At 42.8% G+C, this 24,039-nt stretch carries 22 protein-coding genes, 1 tRNA gene and 1 riboswitch; of the genes, 4 read left to right on the forward strand and 19 right to left on the reverse strand.

Going from position 1 to position 24,039, the window contains the following annotated elements; translation table 11 throughout:
- The first annotated feature begins 254 nt into the window (after positions 1 to 254).
- Positions 255 to 620 (forward strand): VOC family protein, encoded by a 366-nt coding sequence (locus G400_RS0101410; RefSeq protein ID WP_017261861.1) that lies wholly within the window; start codon positions 255 to 257, stop codon positions 618 to 620.
- Positions 621 to 713: 93 nt separating this feature from the next.
- Here the strand turns inward: G400_RS0101410 and G400_RS15595 are convergent, their stop codons facing one another.
- Positions 714 to 1,919, reverse strand: coding sequence for a helix-turn-helix domain-containing protein (locus G400_RS15595; RefSeq protein ID WP_017261862.1), 1,206 nt, complete (start codon positions 1,917 to 1,919; stop codon positions 714 to 716).
- A 229-nt stretch (positions 1,920 to 2,148) separates the two neighbouring features.
- On the opposite strand from G400_RS15595, the gene G400_RS14210 reads away from it, so the two are divergent.
- Positions 2,149 to 3,327, forward strand: a complete 1,179-nt coding sequence (locus G400_RS14210; protein ID WP_017261863.1) for an MFS transporter — start codon at positions 2,149 to 2,151, stop codon at positions 3,325 to 3,327.
- 42 nt (positions 3,328 to 3,369) lie between these two features.
- Entirely contained in the window at positions 3,370 to 5,616 is a 2,247-nt protein-coding gene (locus tag G400_RS0101425) for a beta-glucosidase (RefSeq protein ID WP_017261864.1), read from the forward strand.
- A 116-nt stretch (positions 5,617 to 5,732) separates the two neighbouring features.
- Here the strand turns inward: G400_RS0101425 and G400_RS0101430 are convergent, their stop codons facing one another.
- The 6 genes from G400_RS0101430 to G400_RS0101455 all read right to left on the reverse strand — a co-directional run bounded on the left by G400_RS0101430 (position 5,733) and on the right by G400_RS0101455 (position 11,327).
- Positions 5,733 to 6,338, reverse strand: coding sequence for a response regulator transcription factor (locus G400_RS0101430; protein ID WP_017261865.1), 606 nt, complete (start codon positions 6,336 to 6,338; stop codon positions 5,733 to 5,735).
- On the reverse strand, positions 6,335 to 7,483 hold the full coding sequence (locus G400_RS15600) for a sensor histidine kinase (RefSeq protein WP_017261866.1): 1,149 nt from the start codon (positions 7,481 to 7,483) through the stop codon (positions 6,335 to 6,337). The genes G400_RS0101430 and G400_RS15600 overlap by 4 nt, the downstream gene beginning before the upstream one ends.
- Positions 7,480 to 7,983 carry an ABC transporter permease gene (locus G400_RS14220; RefSeq protein WP_017261867.1) on the reverse strand — a complete coding sequence of 168 codons (504 nt, stop codon included), beginning with the start codon at positions 7,981 to 7,983 and terminating at the stop codon, positions 7,480 to 7,482. Before G400_RS14220 ends, G400_RS15600 begins: the two co-directional genes overlap by 4 nt.
- Before the next feature lie 226 nt (positions 7,984 to 8,209).
- Complete coding sequence (locus tag G400_RS14225; protein ID WP_017261869.1) at positions 8,210 to 9,124, reverse strand: ABC transporter ATP-binding protein; 915 nt, start codon at positions 9,122 to 9,124, stop codon at positions 8,210 to 8,212.
- 227 nt (positions 9,125 to 9,351) lie between these two features.
- A complete protein-coding gene (locus G400_RS0101450) occupies positions 9,352 to 10,569 on the reverse strand; it encodes a bacterial Ig-like domain-containing protein (RefSeq protein WP_017261870.1) in 1,218 nt (405 codons plus the stop codon).
- A 209-nt stretch (positions 10,570 to 10,778) separates the two neighbouring features.
- Entirely contained in the window at positions 10,779 to 11,327 is a 549-nt protein-coding gene (locus tag G400_RS0101455; RefSeq protein WP_017261871.1) for a GNAT family N-acetyltransferase, read from the reverse strand.
- Positions 11,328 to 11,769: 442 nt separating this feature from the next.
- Here G400_RS0101455 and G400_RS0101460 point away from each other — a divergent pair, with 442 nt between their 5' ends.
- Positions 11,770 to 13,392 (forward strand): peptide ABC transporter substrate-binding protein, encoded by a 1,623-nt coding sequence (locus tag G400_RS0101460; RefSeq protein ID WP_017261872.1) that lies wholly within the window; start codon positions 11,770 to 11,772, stop codon positions 13,390 to 13,392.
- A gap of 166 nt (positions 13,393 to 13,558) precedes the next feature.
- On the opposite strand, the gene G400_RS0101465 is transcribed toward G400_RS0101460, so the two are convergent.
- The 12 genes from G400_RS0101465 to parC form a co-directional block, all read right to left on the reverse strand.
- Positions 13,559 to 13,631 (reverse strand) — tRNA-Ala (locus G400_RS0101465).
- A 73-nt stretch (positions 13,632 to 13,704) separates the two neighbouring features.
- Positions 13,705 to 13,974, reverse strand: a complete 270-nt coding sequence (locus tag G400_RS0101470; protein WP_017261873.1) for a hypothetical protein — start codon at positions 13,972 to 13,974, stop codon at positions 13,705 to 13,707.
- Between the two features lie 91 nt (positions 13,975 to 14,065).
- On the reverse strand, positions 14,066 to 14,716 hold the full coding sequence (gene thiE, locus G400_RS0101475) for a thiamine phosphate synthase (protein WP_017261874.1): 651 nt from the start codon (positions 14,714 to 14,716) through the stop codon (positions 14,066 to 14,068).
- 7 nt (positions 14,717 to 14,723) lie between these two features.
- Entirely contained in the window at positions 14,724 to 15,533 is an 810-nt protein-coding gene (gene thiD, locus G400_RS0101480; RefSeq protein ID WP_026017142.1) for a bifunctional hydroxymethylpyrimidine kinase/phosphomethylpyrimidine kinase, read from the reverse strand.
- A gap of 11 nt (positions 15,534 to 15,544) precedes the next feature.
- The gene (thiM, locus tag G400_RS0101485) at positions 15,545 to 16,348 is read right to left on the reverse strand and encodes a hydroxyethylthiazole kinase (RefSeq protein WP_017261876.1); all 804 of its coding nucleotides are present in this window, start codon (positions 16,346 to 16,348) and stop codon (positions 15,545 to 15,547) included.
- Positions 16,349 to 16,491: 143 nt separating this feature from the next.
- Positions 16,492 to 16,596: riboswitch (TPP riboswitch) on the reverse strand.
- Between the two features lie 64 nt (positions 16,597 to 16,660).
- Positions 16,661 to 17,209: a peptide-methionine (S)-S-oxide reductase MsrA gene (msrA, locus tag G400_RS0101490; RefSeq protein WP_017261877.1), complete on the reverse strand. Its 549-nt coding sequence runs from the start codon at positions 17,207 to 17,209 to the stop codon at positions 16,661 to 16,663.
- A 23-nt stretch (positions 17,210 to 17,232) separates the two neighbouring features.
- Positions 17,233 to 17,682 (reverse strand): peptide-methionine (R)-S-oxide reductase MsrB, encoded by a 450-nt coding sequence (gene msrB / locus G400_RS0101495; protein WP_017261878.1) that lies wholly within the window; start codon positions 17,680 to 17,682, stop codon positions 17,233 to 17,235.
- Positions 17,683 to 17,742: 60 nt separating this feature from the next.
- Positions 17,743 to 18,105: an iron-sulfur cluster biosynthesis family protein gene (locus G400_RS0101500; RefSeq protein WP_017261879.1), complete on the reverse strand. Its 363-nt coding sequence runs from the start codon at positions 18,103 to 18,105 to the stop codon at positions 17,743 to 17,745.
- A gap of 660 nt (positions 18,106 to 18,765) precedes the next feature.
- Positions 18,766 to 19,152: an iron-sulfur cluster biosynthesis family protein gene (locus tag G400_RS0101505; RefSeq protein ID WP_017261880.1), complete on the reverse strand. Its 387-nt coding sequence runs from the start codon at positions 19,150 to 19,152 to the stop codon at positions 18,766 to 18,768.
- 139 nt (positions 19,153 to 19,291) lie between these two features.
- The gene (locus tag G400_RS0101510) at positions 19,292 to 20,218 is read right to left on the reverse strand and encodes a manganese-dependent inorganic pyrophosphatase (protein WP_017261881.1); all 927 of its coding nucleotides are present in this window, start codon (positions 20,216 to 20,218) and stop codon (positions 19,292 to 19,294) included.
- Positions 20,218 to 21,216 carry a LysR family transcriptional regulator gene (locus tag G400_RS0101515; RefSeq protein WP_017261882.1) on the reverse strand — a complete coding sequence of 333 codons (999 nt, stop codon included), beginning with the start codon at positions 21,214 to 21,216 and terminating at the stop codon, positions 20,218 to 20,220. The genes G400_RS0101510 and G400_RS0101515 overlap by 1 nt, the downstream gene beginning before the upstream one ends.
- Before the next feature lie 335 nt (positions 21,217 to 21,551).
- On the reverse strand, positions 21,552 to 24,005 hold the full coding sequence (gene parC / locus G400_RS0101520; protein WP_017261883.1) for a DNA topoisomerase IV subunit A: 2,454 nt from the start codon (positions 24,003 to 24,005) through the stop codon (positions 21,552 to 21,554).
- Between the last annotated feature and the right edge of the window lie 34 nt (positions 24,006 to 24,039).

Below are 24,039 nucleotides of genomic sequence, written 5' to 3' on the forward strand. Positions count from 1 at the left end.
GTAAAAAGACTGTTGACTTTTATTTTTGCTTTCTAGTTTACATAATATATATTATACAAAGTAGTAAAAGAAGCTCTTCAAATAACGTAACCATGCTCTTGAACCTCAATGTCTTGTCTTTTAGACGCATCGTTCGACAGTAACTGTTCATGTCTCGTATACTTCATTTAGATTCACGAACACTTTGCCGTCCATATGTCTAAATTTTTGACACAACCGTCACGTCATCTAATCAATTTTTCGGAGGTTTAATTATGATCGTTAAAAATCGCATCATGCTTTATGTAACTAATGTTGCTGTCTGTGCTAATTTCTGGCACAAGTATTTCCACGCTGAAATTGCTGAAACAAATGAAATGCCTGACAACAGTCAAAATATTGTCTTACGATTCACTTCAGCCCTTGAAATCTCGTTATTTACAACGTCGTTCATCAAACGGTATTCGCCTGAAGTATCACTTACAACGCCATCATTAATGCTATTCAGTGATGAATTTGAGCAACTTCACAAAAGATTACCCAACACCGGTCATATCATCGTTAATAATGGCATGCGAACATTTAATTTTGCCGATCCAGAAGGCCATTTCTTTGTGGTTGCTGAGCAGTTGAATCAGTAATGACGCTCGGATTACGGCAACGTGTTTTAACATAACTAGTTGTACAATACAACTAGTTAAACTTTCTCTATTCGATTTAATTTAAGTCACAGTTTAGTGTTGCTGACGATATTGTCTAGGTGTTTGACCACACAATCGTTTAAACCACTTCGTGAAGTAACTGGCATCTTCAAAGTTCATCATTGCCGCTATATCAGTAATGCTGGTCGAAGTGGTTGTCAGTTGCTCTTGAGCAAACGTTAGCCTGAACTGATTTTGATAATTCATAAATGTTCGACCTGTTTCATTGTGAAAACGGTTTGCTAAATACTTGGCGGATTTGTGCTGTTGCGCAGCTAAAGTGGTCAGTCGAATGCCCGTATCCCGATGAGCATATATTTCAGCTGTGATTGCATTGATGTCTTTCGAATAATGGTGCTGCTTTGCTGAACGAACCTCTTTAGCAAAACGAATCATTTGGGTCATTAAAATCCCAACAACATCCTTCGTTTTCGTCTGGGCCTCAATCATCTGAATCGTTTTATCGCTAATGGCGTACGCGCTATCTGCATATAAGCCACCCTGAATGGCTGACCTAGTTGCTAACGTGGTAGCCGCAATGGCTAAGTCTTTTTCATTGCGTAGCTGATTACCTGGAACAACTAAGCCGGGGTTGCCACTGTTGGAGAATCGTTGGAAAGCAACGATGACCTGATCATCCTGCCCTGCCCTAATCGTGTTATAGAGGGCAGTTTCAGCCTGATAGGAGGCACGGTCCGATTGTAAGGAAGATGCATCTTTAACTGTAGTGTCGACCTTGGGTTGTGGCAAACGAAGTCCGCTAGTCAGCTGATGAATTAACGTATTGACCGTTTTTTGATCAAACAATGCAGTCAGAAGTAGTTCCACGCTAGCGATTAATTGCGCTTGGCTGATAACCGTTGGCAATAGGCCATTATAAGTGTGAGAAAAATAATCAAATTGTTCGGCTAATGAGGGTGACTGGTGCATTTCTTCTCCAGTCACCCTTTTTAGTTTGTGCCCGACGTTTGTTGAATTGATAAACGGGCCGATGAGGATACCATCCTCCTTGCGTCGTTGACACCACAGATATTGCTCGCCATGGTCGCCAGCAAAATAGATTAGTTGGGTTCGATTATCAATGATGCGATTAAGCGTTTCAAATTGATAATCTCGCAGTTCGTGCCAACGCTCGTTACCTGCACTGAGCCAGCGACCTTTACCGGTAATTTTACTGACGGCAAGGTCCGATAAGGCGTAAAAATTGGCTAACACTTGGGCTGTTTGTTTTTGATTCATGTTTATTTCCTTCTAAGTCGCGTTGTTTGTTTGCTATTCTTAAATACTAACCAAACCAATTTAAAAAATAATGTTCCAATAGTGCTTTTTTCAAAGATATTTTACCAGTTTTTACGACAATAGTTGATAAAATGAGTTCAAATGTAAGCGTTACCATTTTAGACCATTCGTGTACCTGCTTACAGAAGTGTTTAGCGTTGTTGTCATTATACTAAAGGAGTTGGTCATCATGGTTCATTCACCAAAAAGCTGGCTGTTTAAGGTTGCAATCCTGTCGATTTCGCTTGTGTTAGTGGCTGCAAATGCAGTTGCTGGCGTTATTCCATTGACGGAAGCCAGTCTGCCCCACGTTAGCCACGCCGCTGTTGAGGGTCTCATCACTGCACCAAGTATTACCGTATTAATATTCGTCATTTTTAGCTCGACAATTAGCGATCATATCGGAATGAAAAATACTGTGCTTTTGGGCCTACTAATTACCGGAGTCGCCGGAATTGTACCAATGTTTACCAATAGCTACTGGGTCATTTTAGCGGCCAGACTAGGATTTGGTGCAGGCTTAGGACTGTTCAATTCTATTGCCTATAGTATTTTTAGCATCTATTATGAGGGCGATGAGCGTGCAACCCTACTTGGATTTCAAGGTGCAGTAACGGCGGTTGGCAGTATCTTGTTTTTCCTAGTCGTTGCTCAGCTAACGCCAATGGGTTGGCATGCTACCTTTATCGTTTACGGAATTTCGTTCCTGATTTTGGCCCTGTTTGCGTTAGTGGTACCAAGTGATCGGCATCAACAAGGCGATGAGGACCAACCAAAACAATCTATTAACCGAGCCGTTATTGGATACTCATTGTTATGGTTTCTAATCATGATGTTGTTCACGTTGGTTACACTTAAAGCATCAACCTTAATTATTGCTGGTGGATACGGAACAGCCGCCCAGGGTAGCCTCATTTTAGCCATTGTCGGCGGCGGTCAAATGCTTGGCGGTTTGGTGTATGGATCAGTGTACAAACGGATTGCAAGGTCTGTCCTGCCTGGTAGCGCATTGCTGACTGGAATTTTAATTGTCGGTTTGGCGCTATCCAGAACGCTGTGGTTAACGTTTGTCATTGCTGCCCTTTTAGGCATTACTTCTGCTTTTGTTGGCCCCTATCTATTTGGCCGGGTGGCCGATGTTGCACCGGCTAATTCGGCTACACTAGCATCCTCCATGATGCTGATCGGCATTAACATTGCGTCATTCATTGCACCTTATTTCTGGGGTCTGGTTGCCAATCTGTTTCATAACACGACACCCAGCTTTAACCTCACTATTTCTGGCATCGCGTTTCTCATTATCGGCGTCATCGTTGTAGTTGGTCGGTTAGTTCATCATCCGAAAAAACCGCAATCAGACGTTCAGTAATAAACTTTGTCTAATTAAACATATTTTTGGAGGCGTCAAATTATGGATAAAAAGGTTTTGGCTGTGCTTGATCAACTCACACTTGAACAAAAGGCCGCACTGGTAAGCGGAAAAAACATGTGGTTTACTGCCGCCGTAGACGCGGCTAACATCAGCGCCATCATGATGACTGATGGCCCAGCTGGTTTGCGTAAACAAATACCCAAGGAAGGCGAAACGCTTAGTGTTAACGCGAGCGTCAAGGCAATTTCCTATCCTTCGGCAGCACTCGTCGCTAGCACTTTTGATCGCTCGTTGGCACGTGATTTAGGTCAACATTTAGGTGAAGAAGCTCAAGCTGAAAACATTAGCTTACTTTTGGGACCAGGTGTAAACATCAAACGTTCGCCACTCGGGGGCCGTAATTTTGAGTATTATTCAGAGGACCCACTCGTAGCCGGTGAAATTGGTACCGCTTATATCAATGGTTTGCATGATAAGGGTATTGGCGCTACCGTTAAACATTTTGCGGCCAATAATCGTGAAAACCACCGTTTCACTAATTCTTCTGATATGGATGAGCGCACACTTCGAGAAATTTATTTAGCGCCGTTTGAACGCATCATCAAGCAAGCACACCCCGAAGCTGTAATGGCGTCATATAACAAAATCAATGGCGTCCTCAATGTCCAAAACGAGCGGTTGTTAACCGATATTTTACGTCAGGAATGGGGATTTACCGGTGTCGTCATGTCAGACTGGATGGCTGTAGCTGATCACGTTGCTTCCCTTCAAGCTGGTTTGGACCTTGAAATGCCTGGTAAAGGTGATGCCTCAACTAGTGAAATCGTCGATGCTGTTAAAGCTGGCACGATTACAGATGAACAACTAGATCTTTCAGCCGGTCGAGTGTTGGCCATGGTCGTTAGTTTGTTAGATAAAAAGTCTGCTCAGGTTCCGTATGATCGTGGGGAACACCATGAATTTGCAAGAAAGCTTGCTGATGGCGGCATTGTGTTATTGCAGAACAAGGACCATGTATTGCCATTAAAGTCAGGCAAATCGGTTGCCTTTATAGGCGCAATGGCAGAACAACCGCGGTATCAGGGCTCAGGCAGCTCACATGTCACGCCAGACCATGTTGTGTCAGCTCTAGAAGCAGCGAAGCAAGCAGACTTGGACGTTCAGTTTGCCTCCGGCTACGAGTTATCAAAAACGGCGATTGATGAAGAGCGCGAAAAGCAAGCAATTGAGTTGGCACAACATGCTGATCAGGTTGTTGTCTTTGTAGGCTATCGTGACGATGATGAATCAGAGGGCTTCGATAAAACGAACCTATCATTGCCAGAAAATCAAACGCATTTAATTCAATCGTTGGCACAACATGTTGCTCATGTTAGTGTTGTTCTCGCAAATGGCTCAGTAGTCGAAATGCCCTGGCGAGATCAGGTTGATGCGATCGTCGAAACTTACTTGGCTGGTGAAGCCGTTGGTGAAGCAACAATTGATATCCTCACCGGTCACGTTAATCCAAGTGGAAAACTAGCGGAAACCTTTCCAGTTAAACTGGCTGATACACCAAGCTATGGCACATTTGATCAGAGTAACGAGCACGAGCACTACCACGAAGGCATTTTCGTAGGCTATCGCTATTATGATCTGCATCATCAAGCTGTTGCCTTTCCATTTGGCTTTGGCCTCAGTTACACCACGTTTGAATTTAGTGATTTAGTGATTGGTGATTGGCAGGAGGATAATCTGCAGGTTACCGCGACCGTTAAAAATACTGGTTCAGTTGACGGTTCTACAGTGCCGCAATTGTACATTAGTAACCTCGTCAGTCCGGTTGAGAAACCAGTTCGTGAACTAAGGCAGTTTGATAAAGTTGCGGTTGCTGCCGGCAAATCTAAAATGGTTACCTTCACCTTGCATGCTCGTGATTTCAGTTGGTTCGATGCTGACAACATGACTTGGCAGGCTGACAATGGTCTGTACGAAATTGCGGTTGGATCCTCTTCGCGTGATTTACCGCTAACCAAACAGTTAACCATCAAACACTTCGCTAGTCAGCCGCTTGTTGTCAACATGGATACGTACCTTAACGTTCTCCTGGCAAACGAAACGACAAAATCTGTGTTAATGCAGATGTTTGGCGAACAGTTAGCACAATTTACTAACCAGGACGATGCTAGTGCTGCTGACCAACAGATGTTGTTTAATACGCCACTGCGAGCGTTAGTTGCTGGCGGCTTCCCCGTCGCGGCTGTTCAAGCCTTCATCGATCAAAGCAATGCGGCTTTGAAAAAATAAATCTTCAATCGCAATCAATAAACCCAAAAGTTAAAAGCGTCCAATTGATTTACTGTTATTTGAATCAAGTAAATTAATTGGATGCTTTTTTCTGTCCATTTTTGACTTTTGATTGTTCACAGCCACTTATTTGTCTTGGCGATATTAATAGCGTCTAGTCGATTATGCGCGCCCAATTTACTTAGAACGGCTGACATATAATTACGAACGGTTCCAGGTGACAAGGAAACAATCCTAGCAATTTCCATCGTCGAAGCACCGTTTTGAGCAGCACTAAGAACTTCCAATTCTCGTTTAGTCAGAGGATTCTGCGAAGCAGTATACATGCCGTGGACCAACTCTGGCGCATAAATGATTTGACCAGCCATAATTTTGTGAATACTTTCCACTAAGTCATCACTAGGACTGTCTTTAAGCAAATAACCGGCTACATCAGCCGCCAATGCTCGTTTAAAATAAGCTGGCTGGGCAAACGTTGTTAAAATGAGCGATTTAGTGGCACTTTGATCATTCTTTAACTGATCTGCCACGTCTAAACCACTAAGTTTAGGCATTTCGATGTCAAGAATCGCGATATCAGGGTGTTTGAGGCGAATTTCATTTAGCGCAGTTTGACCATCCGCCGCTGAACCGACCACTGTTATGTCAGATTCAAGATTTAAGATGGTGGTTAACGCTGTATTCAACATACCTTGATCTTCTGCCAGATATAGATGAATCATGATTGAAGCTCCTCTTCCTTATTTGTCTTAGGTTTGGGACAGGAAATGGTCAAGGTTGTCCCTTCAGATGAAGAAGCAACATCCAGGGTTCCGTTAATCGTTTCCATTCGTTTGATCATACCGCTTATACCTGAACTGTTTTCACGTGGTTTGTGGATGCCTTTTCCGTTATCACGAATTGAAATTGTTAACAAATTTGCTCGCTGTCCAAACGTCAGCCAGCAATGATCAGCATGCGCGTGACGAATAATATTTGTGATTGCTTCTTGAATAACAGCACCTAAAGTAATTTGTAATTGACGCGGCCAAGTATTACTAATTGATTCGTTAATAGTCAAAAGTGTAACATTGGCATCTTGCAAATTGCGATTTTGATTAATAATGACTTCAGCAATGTTCAACTGTCGCAAATCGTTGACGATTGAACGAACAAGTTGCAAGTTATCTCGTGAGGCATTTTCAACATCGTTAAGCTGTTCATCAACCTTTTCAGGCGCAACCTTGAGTAATTTTCTTGCCAATTCTGTCTTAATGGTGATCATTGAAAATGACTGCCCTAAAGTATCATGTAAATCCTGAGCAATTCGATTCCGCTCATTCTGTCGAATGAAGTTTTCCAAGCGTTCATTAGTTTGCTGGATTGCACGCGATTTGTCAGCAGTTCTCATCACTGACATTGCTGCAATTGGTGAACCATAGGCAAACGCTAGCAGGACAAGTAAATCAAGCCGATCAGTGAGTTGAAAATGCGGCGTCACCGCGACAAGTTTCGTAACTGCAGCAATCACCGAAGCCGTGAAAGTGCCATAATAAGCCGTTAAATAGCGCCAACGAACTCGTTTCGTGAACGGTAAGGAACCAACTACCCACGCAATGAAAATGAATAGCGCCATGTAGTTTTCCACTAACATCATATACACGCACACAATTAATTGACCGGCGATTGACCATGGCAGTAATTTGGTGATTTCGTAGCTGTTTCGATAACACAAAAAGAAAATTGCTAGAAAAAATAACGTAAGTACCCGCCGAATGCCGGTCTCTGCGAAACCAATTGCAATTGGATAGCTTAGAAAAATCAACCAAAAATAAGGGTAAAACCCAAATCTAGATGGAAACAAAATATAACGCCGTAAAAAGGTCATGCTTGAATACTCCTGTCGTTTTTGACCCTCGATAACAGCCATATGATGGCTAGCAGTGCCACTGTCCAGCCTGCTAAAATAACGATGAAGAACCAACTAAAGTTCATTTGCTTAGTGACCACATTCAACAAAGAATTAACTGCATATGTGGGCATGAGCTTACCAATTTGTTGCATCCAATGTGGCAATAGCCCGATAGGCCACCACAGACCGCTGATAATTGCCATTGGAAAGACAATCAGGTTGCATAAACTATTGACCGATGATGGTCTTCCTGATTTAGCAACAAGGACGCCAATCAGCATTAATGGTAACCCACCTAGCGCGGATAATCCGACTATTAAAAGTAGTGAACTTAGTGTCAAATGAACACCATTAATAATAGTCGCGATAGTAAGAATTACAGATGCCGATAGCATGTTCATCACTGTCATCGTCAGCATCAGTCCTACATAATAATATAGTTGTTTTGCTGGTGTAATGGCCAATAAAGTTGGCATGTTTTCTTGGCGATCTTACGCTAAAAAAGCCGAAACTGAAAAAATCATGCTAATGAGAACACTGTAGGCAATCATGCTACCCATATAATTTAAGTTAAATTGTTGTTTTTCACTCGCACTTCCCTGAACAAGAATTTTGGTAAACAAAATATAAAAAAACGCTGGCATTGCGAGATTAAAAAGAAAAAATCTGGGATTACGAAGCAGTTCTCGTTTGATTGCGTACTTAGTTTGCGTGCATAGCTGATTCATGATTGCGTCCTCCAGTTTGTGTTACATCAGTAAAAATTTCGTTTAACGAATTAGGCATTAACGATAAACGATGGATTCTATCAAGAAAAGGTTGGCTTTCAAGTAGCCAGAGATCCCCATCGCTCAATTTTAAAGTGATTTTATCGCCGTGTTTTTTAGCCTCAAGAACCAACGGGGATGTTTTAAAGTAATTAACAGCTAATTCCGATTCAAATGTGGCTGTTGCCCCACTATATAAAGACGTCAGTGCATCTAATGGACCGTCAAACTTAATTTTGCCGTGTTGTAGAATTAGTAGTCGCTCTGCAACAGCTTCGATTTCTTCCAAATAATGACTAGTCACGAAAATTGTCTTTCCTTGATGCCTGAGTTGCTCAATGCTCTGCCAAAATTGTGTCCTTGCAATACTGTCCAATCCAACGGTTGGCTCATCGAGGAAGATGACACGTGGATTACCGGCCAGTGCGATACCAAATGCTAATTGCCGCCGCTGACCACCGGACAAAGCACTCATGTTATGGTGTCTGAACTCGCGTAACCCGGTTAATGTTAACAATTTTTTCAATGATAATGGATGCGTATAAAAGCTTCGAACAAGCTGAAAACTTTCATCAACATGTAAATTTTTAATGCTTACATTTTCCTGAAGCATGGCCCCAATCTGATTACGGCAAACGGTGGTTCCTGGATTCGTGCCAAAAACCTTAATCTGACCGGTGTCAGGCTTTTGAAGTCCCAAAATTAGGTTAATTAAGGTTGTTTTACCTGCACCATTTTCTCCGACCAAACCAATGATTTCGCCTTCATCAACGCTTAAATTAACGTTACTAATTGCTGATAATTGTTTGAACTTTTTTGAAACATTCTTTAGTTCAATTATTGACGACATATTGCTCACCATCTCTTTTACTTGATGAGCTTAGTTTAGTTACTTCACAAGTCGAAAAATAGAAGTACATGTCACAACATTATATGACAAATGTCACTTCAACTGATGAAACCACAAATAGCACCCCACCAATTAGTTAAACTAATCGGTGCGATGCTAACTTTTGTTTTAAAATAACGCCTATCTAAAGCTTATAAACGATCAAATGACTCACTGCGCTGTGAAACTTATTTGCGACCAAACAAACGAGCCCAAAAACCACGCGTTTTCTTTTCAGCTTCCTTGGCTGCATTATTAGCCACTCGTGAACCAGTCGTCATGTGTCGTAATCCGTGACGAACGCCAGCCGCCTGTGAGGTGGCGGATGTATTTTCACGGGCTGATTGACTCTGCATGTGAATCGTTAAATTATCTGCGCTACCCTGTGGTCGTAAAATTTCGGGCAGAACCTGTAAAGTTGGGTGCACCGTAGCCGTGGAACCATTAACTTCAAAGCTGAGCGTAACGTTGTACGTCCCTGGCAATTTATGATTGGCTGTTGGATCGTCATAACTCATGGCCGTCCAACGAGATCGATCACGATTATACTGATCCTTCGCATCTGCCACGTAACGAGCGGGAATTGGGTCGCCATCACCAGCAACGATAATCTGATTATGAGCAGATAGTGAAAAGACATTTTCGTAGGCCGTTACAAAGACATTTTTGCCATGATCCGTGTAACGAACAGTAACCGGATACCGGCCAGCCTTCTGCCAGTTGACCTTTGACATATCCACAATTGCCTTTTCAATATCAATGGCGTTACCATCCGCATCATACAGATGTTGAACAAAACGGTCAGGATTAGTACGTGGACCATTCACATAGGTGGTCTGGTTGGCCGTGTTGACGTGAACCATATTTTCTAAAATATGGAGGACTTGATGCGCACCAGCTGTGACACCATTAACGGTATACGTCAGCATTAACCCGTAACTGTTGTCTGCCATAATGTTAGGCTCACCATCGTCAAATTTAATTTTGACATTCTGGGTCGCGTTAGCCATGTGACCTGGATCCACTAGTCGTTTTATAAAAGCAGTTTTGTCAGGTATTGGCTCGCCGGCATGAATAGTAATGTCACGGCCATCCAACGCAAAAATATGTAAATGTGCAGTCGCAGACACCGTTTTTCCAGGATTGGTATACTGCAAATTAATCCGGTAATCGGCCGGTTGGTCCCAGTTGACGTTGGTGAGATCAACTTGAACTTTTGCTGGATCAACGGCCTGACCTGTAGCGTCATAGACAGCCTTAACAAAACTTGTCTTACCGTAGTGAGGTCCACCTACATAGGTCGTTTGGTCTTGCGCAATGACAGTGGCCTGATTGGTAATCACACGTAACTGATTTTGTGCCTGTGAATCCCTTTGTTCAGTTGTTTTTCGATGTGGTTCAATCATGGGGCTCACTCCTAAACATTTATCGCAAACTGGAATCATTAAGATTTTCTAAAACTATTGTACTCAATAAAAACGGCGTTGAACAGCCCTATTAAAGCATTTATGTTTCTTTATCACAAAATTCACTAAAGGTGGTGATGTTAATGCGATATGGGGTTACTAGATAACTTGGCTGAAAGAAGTTAAAAAGGCACTAAATGCCCTTAAATTTAATCTTCATTCGCCCACTCATCTTCTAACATTGCATACTGAACAAAGCTACAAAATTGACCATTGATAATTTCCTGATCACGCATCGTTCCCTCTTGGTGAAGACCTAATCTTTCAGCAACGGCCTGGCTAGCCTTATTATTCACATCGGCGGTTAAGATGATTTTATGTAAATTGAATTCATCAAACCCAATTGTCAGTAAACGTTCGACGGACCGGGTCATAATACCTTGTCCTTGATACTGAGAACTTAGCCAATAGCCGATCGACGCATGCCGGTTAACGTTATCAATCTCATGCAAATCTAAACTGCCAATCGGCTTGCCATCCATGACGATTGTCAATGGCAACATTAGGTTGTCAGCAAAACGACCACGGGCATAATGAATAAAGTCTTGTTCGTCCTCAACAGATTGCATTTTATCTGCCCACGTCATCCACTTTCTAAGTTCCTGGCGATCTTCCGCAATATAGGTGATTAAGTCCTCGGCATCTTCAGTGCTTAATAATTTCAAGGCCAAATGAGCATCAATTTGATGTGTAAACATGTTTATCCCCTCAATAAAAACATTTTATGGCTTTCAATTTACCATAAAAATACCTGTCAAATTAGCTTTTCTGATTATTTTAAATCGTTTTTAGAGAAAATTGTTTAGCAAACGTACTTGACAAGATTATCTTTAATTCTGTATCGTAGTTACCAGTTAAAAAAGACAGTTTAAGTGAAAGGAAGTGCGTCATGAACCGTTGCGCACAACAACTCAATACTTGGCAAAGCTGGTAATCAGGTTGCGTAACCGCCGTTAACACGGATGCAATCTGAGTGTGATACTCAAATTGTATCCGTGCCGGCTTATTCATTGATGTGCTTTAGACATCAAGTCTGCATGGGTATCAAACCGCGGACTTGGTGTTTTTTTGACCAAAGACAGTCCGCGTGGGCTGTCTTTTTTACTGGGTTAATCAAAACTTTCATAGGGGAAGATATTCATGAAACGCTTTACAAAAATTGCATTAATTGTCAGTTCATTATTAACGGCCACGAGTTTAGCAGCCTGCCATCGTAATACCACGAGTAAGAAAACCATGACCGTCGTTTCACCCACTGAGATGATCACTTTGGATCCATCAAAGGCTACGGACAGCACTTCTCACACCGCATTGGCCAACACTATGACTGGCCTTTACAAAACAACCAACAGCACACCAGCGCAGGCACTTGCGACACACACAACCGTTTCGAAAAATGGTCTTCAATGGAACTTCACACTCCGGCACAATACGCATTGGTCAAATGGTGATGTTGTAACGGCAAAGGATTTCGTGCAGGCATGGCAGCGAACCAATGATCCTAAAACGGCTTCTCAGTATGCTTACCTGTTTTCTGGCGTACACAACGCTGATAAGATTCAAAAAGGCTCGGCCCCAGTTCAAAGTTTAGGCGTTCACGCGACATCACGCTACCACTTGTTGGTTATTCTCGATAAACCGATTCCTTATTTCAAGCAACTATTAACAATGCCACAGTTTCTCCCTCAGGATCATCGAGTTGTCACAAAATATGGTAAGCAATACGGTCTAACCGCTCAACATCAAGTTTACAACGGCGCTTTTAAAGTAACTGGCTGGCACGGTACCAATAATACGTGGACACTTAAGCGCAATGATGCTTACTGGGCCAAACGTACTGTGCATTTAAACAGTATTCACTTTACGGTTGTCAAAGACCCAAGCACGGCATTAAACCTGTATAAGACAGGCAAAGCCGACCTTGTCAGGCTGTCTGGCACACAAGTCGCTAATGAAAAGCAGGCAGCCGATTATAAATATCGCAGTGGTGCGGCCTCTGGCTTTGTTGGCCTTAATCAAACAAAAAAGTCACCACTACAAAACCAATCTGTGCGCCAGGCCTTGTCAAATGCGATTAACCGCCAGCAGCTAACGCAGAATACGTTGCAAGACGGTTCTACTCCCGCAACTGGCTTTACCCCGGCAAAACTGGTTACCAATCCATCGACACATAAGGATTTTGCCAGTGAAGCAGCGGTGACCGCAGTGACCACATATGATATGGCACATGCAAAACAACTTATGGCAACTGGTCTCAAAGAAAGTGGCAAACAAAATCTGAACATTACGCTATTAGCGAATGATCAAAACAACGGCAAACAGCTGGCAGAATATCTTCAATCCCAGTGGCAAAAACTGCCTCACGTAACGGTTAATGTCCAAACAGTTCCCTTAAAGGCGCAGTTAAGTGACATTACTTCGGGTAATTATGACGCCACGATTTTAACTTGGAATGGCGATTTTAACGACCCGACAACCTTCTTATCGCTTTTTCAAAGTCAAAATAAACAAATTAACGCAAAATGGACGAGTACAGCGTTTGATCACGATATGGATTTAGCCGCCGGCCAAGACGCCTTAAATGGCAACGCCCGTTATCAAGACCTCTTAAATGCCCAACGCATTCTGACCAAAGAAGTTGGTATTGTGCCGCTTTTCTGGAGCTCATCGGTTGGCGGTACGCTTCAACGTAGCAACATTCGCAATTTGGTTTACAGTAGTGCGGGAGTTAATTACAATTACCAGAATGTTGAACTTAAGTGAGCACACCTAAACTGGTTGTAGCACTGACTTACGTAGGACCAACGACAATGAATGAGCTTGTGTTCCAAAAACTTTAAAAGCCATCCTAACACAAAGGCATCCTGTTCCTAAATTTCTGGGAACAGGATGCCTTTGCATTTCATGTTGATTCTTAATAAGACTTTTATGGACCCGAACAGATTCGAACTGTCGACCTCCTACATGCGAAGCAGGCGCTCTCCCAACTGAGCTACGGGCCCAAAATAACAGCCATTTCTGCTGTTATTTCACAGTCAAGCATAGCACAACTTAGTAACACCGCAATCTACCAGTCTACTTTTTTTCAGCAGGTTGGTTAGTTGACTGCATAGCGGCCAATTGTGCATTTGCTGCCTTTTGTTTGGCAATCGTTACGCGTCGGTAAATAACCAAAAAGGCAAAATCAAAAATCAACATGCTAACCACACCTAAGATAAATGAACCGTCAAATGGGATTGGCAGTAGCCAGCCAATAATTCCACCAACAAGAACGCCTAAAGTAAGCATTACCACCGCAATATTTGTCGGCATTGCCGGATTTATTGGTTTAGGTCTGTTTTTCATTTCACTGCCTCCAAAGGATTTTATAAACGTCACTTAGTGTAGCGATTTTCACAGAGTGTTGCAAGCGTAGAAGTACGTTCATAAACAAGGCTCAAGATTTGTTTGAAAAGGCTTGTCGAATAGTAGTTGCAGCGCTTTTGATATCCTTAGCCCTCGTTAATAAACTGATGACTGCGGCACCTGCCGCGCCAGTAGCCTTAATTTCATCAAGGTTAGCCAGACTAATACCACCAATTGCAACAATGGGTTTCACTGATGCATTAACCAGTTTTGTCAGCCCGCCAGTTCCAACGGCCGGATCTGCGTCAGCTTTGGAAATGGTTGGAAAAATTGGACCGCTACCGATGTAGTCCACGGCAGAGAGCACATTAGCCTTTTGAATCTGGACAAGTGTGTGACACGAGTAACCAATAATCATGTCTGGTGCTTCGTCGATGACCTTAGCAATTGCCTCATCCGATTGTCCAACATGGACCCCATCGGCATCGAGCTGTCTCGCTAGTTCAACGTCGTCATCAACGATAAACGGAATCTTAGCTTGTTTGCATAACTCTCTTAATATGCCGCCCAATTTCAATTTGGCGGCACCAGAAAGCGCTTGAGGACCCTTCTCACGATATTGAAAAGCCGTGATACCGCCAGCAATGGCCGTTTTTAAAACATCTGGCAGTTGGCGGCCGTCAATCATGTCCTGAGAACCCGCAACAAAATAGGCTGCTAATTGTTCTTTCTGAAATTTCATCGCTTGTTTATTCCTCCGATACCACAGCCCAGTGATTAAGCGGACCATGACCGTGACCCACTTTGATACCTTGTGCAATTGTGGCACTAACATAGGCTTTACCAGTCCGAATGGCCGTTTCAATGTCGCTACCCTTAGCTAATTCTGCAGTGATACAAGCAGATAGCGTGTCGCCGGTACCGTGCGTATTGTGCGTATCAAAGCGTGGACTTCTCAGCCAAAAAGATCGCCCGTTTTCAAGTAAAACAAAATCACTGGCCGTTGTCGGATCCGCTTCGTGACCACCTTTGACCATCACGTTTTTGGCCCCCATCGCCTGCAATTGTTGTCCGGCGCGCTGCATGTCGGCATCATTTTTAATGGTTAACCCCGTCAGCGCCTCAGCTTCAGGTAGATTTGGTGTCACGATGGTGGCTAACGGAATTAGTTCCTTTTTAACAGTTGCAATAGCATCTTCGGCTAATAATGGCGCACCACCTTTAGCAATCATCACTGGATCAACCGTGAGTGGACCAAAGTCATAACGGGTTAGATTTTCAACAACATTATGAACACGGATAGTGTCAGCAAGCATGCCAGTCTTACAAGCCTTAATGGCCAAATCAGCATCTAACGAAACAAACTGTTCGTCAATAATTTTGGTTGGCAAAGCCATGAAGTCCTGCACACCCAAGGTATTTTGGGCGGTAATAGCCACTAAAACTGTTGTTGCGAAAACGTGCCGTTCTTGGATTGTTTTTAAATCGGCCTGCATGCCTGCGCCACCACCGGAATCAGATCCTGCAATGGAAAGCGCTTGTGGAAATTGTGATGTCATCTGTTCTGTCATTATTCATCTACGACCTTATCTTTAAGATATGGTAACAGCGCTTCTACTGTCACTTGACTAAAACTATCCATCAAGGCGATACCAAACGAACCAGGCTGCATAAGTGTTAGATCAGCTTGGTTAACTGCCCATTGACCGGTTGCACCAAAAATGGCAGTACCAGTCACTGCAGCCGTCATCGCATTCGGCTCCACTGCTAAGTATGCAGCTAAAACGCTGCTAAGCATGTCTCCTGAACCAACGTGCGTCGCAAACAATGGTGTTCCGACATGAAGACTGACTGTCTGCTGACCATCGCTGATCCAATCGACAGCTCCGGTCATCACAGCAACACAATGATAATGCAGTGCCACAGCCTGAACAATGCGTTTAGGATCAGACACAGCACCCGTAGCGTCAATTCCCTTACTGTTAGATAAATCTCCTGACAATGCTGCCATTTCTCCTGCGTTTGCTCGAATAACTGTTGGCTGGGTATTGGCTATTAGTCGATCAAACTGTTGGCGGCGGCTTGGTAACCCAACCGCTACCGGATCGATCACAACCGGCCGTTGATGCTGATTGGCCAGGCTGCCAACAGTCACCATTTGGCCAATTTGATCAGGCGTCCAAGTACCTAAATTTAACGCAACTGCGCCAGCAATCCCCACCAAATCGCCGGCCTCTTCCTTAGCTTTTGACATAATGGGAGAAGCACCGATAGCGTTAACGGCGTTTGCCACTTCCGCAATCGTGACACTGTTAGCAACAGTAAAAACAACAGGGTTAGTTTTCCGGATGGTTTCCAATAAAGACAAGTTCATTGTGATCCTCCAATTCGATAATGGTGTCAAACAGTAACTAATATTGATGATACTGATCAGAAACTCAATAAATAGACAGCGACGTTAAACGGCGACAAAAAAGGCACTGAACCATAGGAAAAAGGTTCAGTGCCTAAAAAACAATCACACACTGGCCACTTTCCTTCGCAAGTCTCAACTTACAGGTTCGAAGGGTCCGATATCTATCGTCTCAGTTCAGCAATTGCCGAACACCCCTAGTGGAATAGTTTACATGACATTATTTTAGCATACTCGGTATTCTAATTAGAAGTAAGATTACGTTTATTAACATTAGTCAGTTGTTTTTGAGGTCGGTTCAGCTGTCTTCCATTTCTTATCAATAAAGGCTTCACGGCCGCCACTCTCCTGCATTGCATAACGCAACGGATTCTTTTTATAGAAATCCTGATGGTAATCTTCCGCCGGATAAAATGGTTTGGCATCTTCAATTTGCGTCACAATTGGTGCATCAAAACGACCGGATTCAGCTAGTGCCTTTTTGGAAGCCTCTGCAATTCGACGTTGTGTCTCATCTTTGACAAAAATAACGGGACGATAACTATCACCACGATCCTGGAATTGACCCATCGCATCTGTAGGGTCCGTTTGTTGCCAATAGATTTGAACCAGTTTGTCGTAGGACATTACTTCTGGGTCAAACCAAATTTTAACTGCTTCTGTATGCCCAGTTGTATGGCTACATACCTGTTCATATGTTGGATTAGGCACATGTCCACCGGTATAACCTGATACCACCTTATTGATGCCAGCTACCGTTTCAAACGGCTTGACCATACACCAAAAACAACCACCTGCAAAAATTGCCGTCTCTTCTGCCATTTAATGCGCCTCCATCACTATTATTAAACCTGCTTAACGTTTGGGAACAGTTTAGCATATTTTTCGTAACCATTGCGTGTCAATTCGTCTGCCGGAATAAACTTCAGAGCCGCCGAGTTAATGCAGTAGCGAAGTCCACCCTCTGTTTGAGGTCCGTCCGTGAACACGTGACCCAAGTGAGAATCCGCTTCCTTACTGCGGACTTCTGTTCTTTCCATGCCCAATGATTGGTCACGATGCTCCGCTAACGTTCCTTTCGTTATCGGATGTGTGAATGACGGCCAGCCACAACCGGCATCATATTTATCCGTTGAGGAAAATAACGGTTCACCACTGACAATATCAACGTAAATGCCATCTTGATAGAAGGCGTCATACTTACCAGAAAACGGCCGTTCGGTGGCGGCTTCCTGGGTAACGGCGTATGCTTCTGGACTTAATCTATCAATGTTTGCTTGTTTGTCTTTTGCCAATTGTCAGGTCTCCTTCTCCTTGTAAATCAACATTGCCGAGTGCTGATGATGTTTGTGCGACTATTCTGCTGTTGAACCAGACATCACCCTGATTTGAACGTTTGGATCCAGCTGTTCACTATCACCAGTTAGTTGTAAGGTGTGAAATGTTGTATTTTCTGTTAATTGCATGTGTTCGGACATATAAGTCTTACTGTAGCCTTTTACAGCCACAGGGCCTAGATCTGAATCAATCATAGCGTCATAGTCCGGTGTCAGTGCATCCTTGTCGACAATGATCAGATCAAACGACGTATCCAGTGAGCAATAGCCGACGTTTGAAAACGGCCCGACACCATCGTCAAAACTGAGTAATAAACGTTGATTCGGGCCCATAACGGCCGCAATTTTAGTTTTAGCATCTGATGACATGGATAATTTCATAGTGACCCTCCTTATAGATCAAAAAGTATATCTTGTACACAACTAAATTGTGTCTTGCATACTTAGCGATAACTTTATTCTCCGCAAAATCGAGAATAACGCAAGCATTCTGCTCAAACCGAAAAGAACAGTATCTCTATCACTTTGCATTTGTCTTAGGAAGCAGCTGTGACATAAGTCCAATTTGAAAACGAACATTAACATAAAATTCTTTTTCGCAGCATTGGTAATATCGCAGCGACGGCAGCACGCGGACACCCTAATCACATTAATGACTGGTATCAGAACAGAAAAAAATCTTCTCCGTCTACTGGAACGAAGAAGATTGCGATTGGCGCCATGGATCGACTCATTTCAACCATGTACCATTTAGTAATGACGAATCAAAAATATGACTATACGATTGCCTGCAGAAGTAAGCGTTCTTAGTCAAAAACACCATAGCACGCTTTAAAAAAACTTACCAGTTGGTAGGTTTATTTAAGTGTATCTAAATTCTTAAAACTCGGGATAACTTATTCCCGATAAACACTTGATACACTTGACTTCAGGTAGAAAAACTGACCTATTCCCTGGCTTTGGGAATGGGTCAGTTTTGGATTAAGCGGCATTCTCAGGACTTTGGAGCGTAATATTTCTCACACTATTATGTCGCTCATATTAGTTTGACTGTGCTGATTGACTGGCTGATGCATCAACAACAACCTCAACATTATCATCGATCTGTTCACCCTCGTCAGATAGCTTAATTGTGTGCATAAGGCGGTTAAACGTCGCATGCAACTGTTTACCAAGGAATCGACCAGAATAGTCTTTATAGCGCACAGGGCCTAAATTAGAAGGAATCAATGCTTGATAATCATCGACATTTGCATCTTTGCCCACAACTACGAACTGAAACGACACTTGGAGTGCTACCAGACCATGGTGTGAGTACGGGCCGACACCATCATCGTAGCTTAATAATAATTGATTTTCATCGATAAGTAAGGGCTTTAATTGAGCCACAACTTCGTCATCAAACGTTAATTCGTGTTCTTCTGCCATTGTTAACGCCTCCATTCAGTTTCTTATACGTATATTATTCGCTGTGGGATGATGTGAGACAACTATTTATACTTATTATCCGTAGTGGCTCGATAAAAAAACGTCTACAGATACACTGTAAACGTCTTTATTAAATCGCTTATTTAAATTGGTCTTGCAATGGTGGAACCACTTGCTTCTTACGTGAAACAACACCGGGCAAACTGGCCGTGTTGTTAGTCAACGTTGTATTGAACGCCTTTTCAACAACATCAGTTGGTTCACCCCAAACTAACAGGCGGGAGTCGCTGTCCAAGATGTTGGTAACCAAGACAAGGAATAAATCATAACCCTTTTCCTTGGCATCGGCAGCCATAGCTGCTTCAAGCTTGTCTTGACGAGCAAAGACTTCGTCCAAGTCAACTGTGTTAATTTGGTCAATACGGATGTTTTTACCACCCATTTCGAATGACTTTGCATCCTGTTCGATTAATTCGGCTTCACTCTTAGAAGATAGGTTGGTACCAGCTTTAAGCTCTTCCAAACCATATGTCTTGTAATCAACATCAGCAATTTCAGCTAATGCAATGACAGCGGCCTTATCGTCATCCGTTGTGGTTGGTGACTTCAGTAGAAGTGTGTCTGAGATAATCGCAGACAACATCAAGCCAGCCAATTGTGCCGGAATTTCAATTTTGTATTCATCAAACATCTTCATCAGAATCGTACTTGTACAACCAACTGGTTCTGCACGATAAAAAAGTGGTGATGAGGTTGAGAAGTTGGCGATGCGGTGATGGTCAACAACGTGAGTAACTGTAACATCTTCAATGTCAGAAACACTTTGTTGATGTTCGTTATGGTCAACTAACATAACTGAATCAACTTCGTCACTGGCCTTAGTGATCACCCGTGGTGTTGGTTCGTCAAAATAGTTTAAAACAAATTGTGTTTCTTCGTTTGGTTCGCCTAAAGCAACCGCTTCAGTATCATACCCAAGTTTGTTTTGTAAGTATGAATATGCCTTTGCAGCAACAATTGCGTCAGTGTCAGGACTTTGGTGTCCAAAAACCAGTTCCTTACTCATTAATCTTTTGCTCCTTCGTCATGGTGATTAACACCATATTTTTGATCATGAATTTGAGTCAGCCGCGAAATGTAATCATCGGCTTCCAAGTATGAATCAAACGCATCGAGTAAACGACCCACACGAGGAATCTCATCTTTATCTTTACGGAAAACGAACGCTAAGTCAAATTTAATTCCGGGTTCAAACTGCGCAGCGTGTAAATTGCTGTCAGCTCCCTTAGCAATAATATAACTATTTGGCAGTGCTGTGTAGGCCCCAGTTTCGGCACTGAATTGATAAATTTGGTCCGGTGTTGTAAAACGGGCCACCGCATTAGGTAAATCAACCATGGCATTTTTGTAGTTTTCACGCAAAACCTGGTCTAAATAATATTCACGTGGATATGTGACCCAGACATTGTTAAGGGTATCTTTCAAACGAATTTTTTTCCGTTTAGCCATTTTTTCATCGTTATGAATGAACAATAGATCTTCAGTGATGATTTTCTTTGAACGGTATGGCTTCCGGTTTTTAATGCTGTCATCTGGCAAATACATAATCGCTAGATCAATGCGATTGTTCTCCAAGCGATCCCAGATTTCCTTCCGCGTCAACATGTGGAAGTTGATAGTAACGTCAGGGTTTTCTTTGTAGTACTGAATGGCAAAATCTTCGAACACAGAATATTCAACGGAAGCTAATAGTCCGATGTTGATTTCGCCAGATTCAGCAGACGTTGATTGCTGAATCTCATCCGTTGCTTGGTTCAATACTTCATAAATTTCGTGTGTTGCACTAAGCATGGTGTTACCAGCTTCTGACAAACGTAATTTTTTTCCGACTGAATAAAATAATGGTGCGCCCACTGTTCGTTCAAGTTTTTTAATTTGTTGCGTTAATGCAGGCTGTGTAATCCCAAGAATTTGGGCTGCCTGTGTATAATTCATTGTTTCTGCCAGTTGTAAAAAGTAGGTCAATGTTTTCGAAGAAAAGATAGTCTCCTGTTTGCTTTTCATTATCCAGCCGCCTTTCAAATTGATCATCTATTATAAACAAAATCTTTTCGATACGATAATTGTACGCAATAGAAGTCTGTTTACGCAAGCATTAAAACTGAATTCATCATTATTTTTAAATAATGCAAAATGATTTTATGTGTTTGTCCTGCAGTCATATTGGTACAGTGATAATCATACGCACTCCGATTCACTAATGCAATGGAGAAGCCTATCTATAAATCCAATAATGGAACGCAAAAAGCATAATGGCCGTTAACTTTTGAGTCAACGAATCATTATGCTTAATTTTCGGTGGTATAGCTAGTTGATAAACCGCCTGTTGCTTTTTTAGGCTAATTAAGAATTAGTGTCTGTTCCTTATGCCGCAGTGATGTCGGCACGCCTTCAGTATCAATATCAATCACAAATGAGCCATTTGAATAACGTGCATTACGTTCATGTTCAGCAGGCAAAATGTCATGACGAATACCACGGCTTGTAACCACTTCAACGGGGGCCACACTGTCATGAGCAACCGCAATAAAAGCAACGATTTCATGTGGGTTAGCCTTGAGCTCCCGCAGGCATAAAACACCTTTACGAGCACGACTTGTAACCGGCACTTCACTAATGGCCATTTTCTTCAAGGCACCGCGCTGAGTAACAATGATGGCATCATCGGAGTCTTTAACCAGTTGCATATTGACAACAATGTCATCGCCACGCAGATCCATCGACTTGGCACCACTGGTTCGTGCACCATTGGTTGGTACTTCGGCCAAGTCATAACGTAGTCCAAGGCCATTACGTGACATTAACATAACCGTCAACGGATCGCTTGAATCAACATATGTGATATCAACGACTTGATCATCCGGTTGCTTGAACTTTTCAAAGACACTAGCTCGTTTCTTGTACGTTCGCCCTGGTAACAGATCCATGAAGGCTGTCTGTTTGATGAGACCATGAGCAGTAGCAATAACAAAATTACCTGGCTCTTCCAAACTGCTGAATGTAAAGGCAGCGATAAGCTCTTCATCATCTGCTAGGCCAATTGATTGGGAAATGTGCTCCCCAGTATCTTTCCACCGAGCATCAGTAACCTCGTGAATCGGACGGTAAATCAGGTTTCCTTTGCTGGTAAACATAAATAAATGATCCAGCGTAGAAACTGGCTTCAGCAAGATCGGGTAGTCCTCTTCTTTGAGACCGTTGTCGTTTTCAGAAGAGGCTTGGTAAGACCTTGGTGAACTTCGTTTGATATAGCCATCATGTGAAACCATTAAAACAACGGTTTCATCGGCAACCATAACAGTTCGATCCACCTTAAGTTCTTCAATTTGGTCCTCGATTTGAGTCAACCGTGGTGACCCAAATTGCTTTTTGACATCCTGCATCTGTGTGCGCATCACTTTGCGCAGCGATGCGTCATTGGCCAAGATGTCTTCAAGTTTTTCAATCTGAGCGTCCAGTTCCGCATGTTCACGACGCAACTCAGTTACATCGGTATTAGTCAAACGATATAACTGTAACGTCACAATTGCTTCCGCCTGAGGATCAGTAAAGTCATACTTATCCATCAAGTTTTGCTTGGCATCTTTACGGTTTTTACTTCCACGAATAGTCTGAATTACTTCATCCAAGATGGATAAGGCTTTAATCAAACCATCAACAATATGTTGACGCTTTTTTGCCTTGTTCAGATCATACTGCGTCCGTTTGGTAATTACCTCACGTTGAAAGTCAATGTACGCCTGCAATGCTGTTTTTAAGCCAACTCGTTCCGGCCGCATGTTATGAATAGCAACCATGTTGAAATTATAGGTGATCTGCAAATCAGTGTTTTTCAACAAATAATTCAAAATTCCCTGTGCATCTGCATCAGCTTTTAACTCGACGGCAATGGTCAGTCCCTGTCGATCAGATTCGTCACGTACTTCAACGATTCCCTCGACCTTTTTCATAATCCGGATCTCGTCCATTTTTTTAACAAGCAGTGCTTTATTGACTTCATACGGAATTTCCGTGATTTCAATTTCCTGCTTGCCACCCTTAAGAGGCTTGAAGGCCGTTTTAGAACGCAACACGATACGGCCGGCACCAGTATTATAAGCCTTCTTAATGCCGTCTAAGCCTTGAATAATGCCGCCTGTCGGAAAATCCGGCCCCTTTACAAACTCCATCAAGTCATCAGTTGATGCCTTAGGATGGGCTAGTAAATAAATCAGTGCATCAATCAGTTCGTTTAAATTATGCGGTGGAATTTCTGTCGCATAACCAGCAGAGATGCCGCTAGCACCATTTACCAGTAAATTCGGGAAACGAGCCGGCAAAACTGTCGGTTCTTCCTCGGTGTCATCAAAGTTTGGCACAAAATCGACAGTTTCCTTGTCAATATCTTGCAACATGGTCCCTGATATTTTGCTTAACCGTGCTTCTGTGTAACGCATTGCGGCCGGCGGATCAGCATCAATTGACCCATTGTTTCCGTGCATTTCAATCAGCGGTGCTCGTAACTTCCAGTCTTGACTCATACGTACCATGGCTTCGTAAATGGATGAGTCACCATGTGGATGGTAATTACCCATGACGTTACCTACGGATTTAGCAGATTTACGGAATGCTTTATCAAAAGTATTACCATCCTTGTTCATAGCGTATAAAATGCGCCGCTGAACTGGCTTTAAGCCATCACGAATATCTGGCAAGGCACGATCCTGAATAATGGATTTTGAGTAACGGCCAAACCGTTCACCCATGACATCTTCCAGGGTTAGTTCCTGAATGTTTTGTGTGTCATCTGCCACAAGTTCTGCTCCTTTCCTGCATTAAAACAAGCAC

The organism is Furfurilactobacillus rossiae DSM 15814 (genome assembly GCF_000428925.1).
Taxonomy (GTDB): Bacteria; Bacillota; Bacilli; order Lactobacillales; family Lactobacillaceae; genus Furfurilactobacillus; species Furfurilactobacillus rossiae.

Bases quoted from the DNA above. Each gene is read 5' to 3' on its own strand.
- G400_RS14225 (WP_017261869.1), bottom strand. From the start codon at position 9,124: ATGTCGTCAATAATTGAACTAAAGAATGTTTCAAAAAAGTTCAAACAA.
- thiE (WP_017261874.1), bottom strand. From the start codon at position 14,716: ATGAAATTTCAGAAAGAACAATTAGCAGCCTATTTTGTTGCGGGTTCT.
- G400_RS15595 (WP_017261862.1), bottom strand. From the start codon at position 1,919: ATGAATCAAAAACAAACAGCCCAAGTGTTAGCCAATTTTTACGCCTTA.
- G400_RS0101510 (WP_017261881.1), bottom strand. From the start codon at position 20,218: ATGAGTAAGGAACTGGTTTTTGGACACCAAAGTCCTGACACTGACGCA.
- G400_RS0101425 (WP_017261864.1), top strand. From the start codon at position 3,370: ATGGATAAAAAGGTTTTGGCTGTGCTTGATCAACTCACACTTGAACAA.
- G400_RS0101410 (WP_017261861.1), top strand. From the start codon at position 255: ATGATCGTTAAAAATCGCATCATGCTTTATGTAACTAATGTTGCTGTC.
- G400_RS0101515 (WP_017261882.1), bottom strand. From the start codon at position 21,216: ATGAAAAGCAAACAGGAGACTATCTTTTCTTCGAAAACATTGACCTAC.
- msrA (WP_017261877.1), bottom strand. From the start codon at position 17,209: ATGGCAGAAGAGACGGCAATTTTTGCAGGTGGTTGTTTTTGGTGTATG.
- G400_RS0101430 (WP_017261865.1), bottom strand. From the start codon at position 6,338: ATGATTCATCTATATCTGGCAGAAGATCAAGGTATGTTGAATACAGCG.
- G400_RS0101470 (WP_017261873.1), bottom strand. From the start codon at position 13,974: ATGAAAAACAGACCTAAACCAATAAATCCGGCAATGCCGACAAATATT.
- thiM (WP_017261876.1), bottom strand. From the start codon at position 16,348: ATGAACTTGTCTTTATTGGAAACCATCCGGAAAACTAACCCTGTTGTT.
- G400_RS14210 (WP_017261863.1), top strand. From the start codon at position 2,149: ATGGTTCATTCACCAAAAAGCTGGCTGTTTAAGGTTGCAATCCTGTCG.
- G400_RS14220 (WP_017261867.1), bottom strand. From the start codon at position 7,983: ATGCCAACTTTATTGGCCATTACACCAGCAAAACAACTATATTATTAT.
- thiD (WP_026017142.1), bottom strand. From the start codon at position 15,533: ATGACATCACAATTTCCACAAGCGCTTTCCATTGCAGGATCTGATTCC.
- G400_RS15600 (WP_017261866.1), bottom strand. From the start codon at position 7,483: ATGACCTTTTTACGGCGTTATATTTTGTTTCCATCTAGATTTGGGTTT.
- G400_RS0101450 (WP_017261870.1), bottom strand. From the start codon at position 10,569: ATGATTGAACCACATCGAAAAACAACTGAACAAAGGGATTCACAGGCA.
- G400_RS0101500 (WP_017261879.1), bottom strand. From the start codon at position 18,105: ATGAAATTATCCATGTCATCAGATGCTAAAACTAAAATTGCGGCCGTT.
- G400_RS0101455 (WP_017261871.1), bottom strand. From the start codon at position 11,327: ATGTTTACACATCAAATTGATGCTCATTTGGCCTTGAAATTATTAAGC.
- G400_RS0101505 (WP_017261880.1), bottom strand. From the start codon at position 19,152: ATGGCAGAAGAACACGAATTAACGTTTGATGACGAAGTTGTGGCTCAA.
- G400_RS0101460 (WP_017261872.1), top strand. From the start codon at position 11,770: ATGAAACGCTTTACAAAAATTGCATTAATTGTCAGTTCATTATTAACG.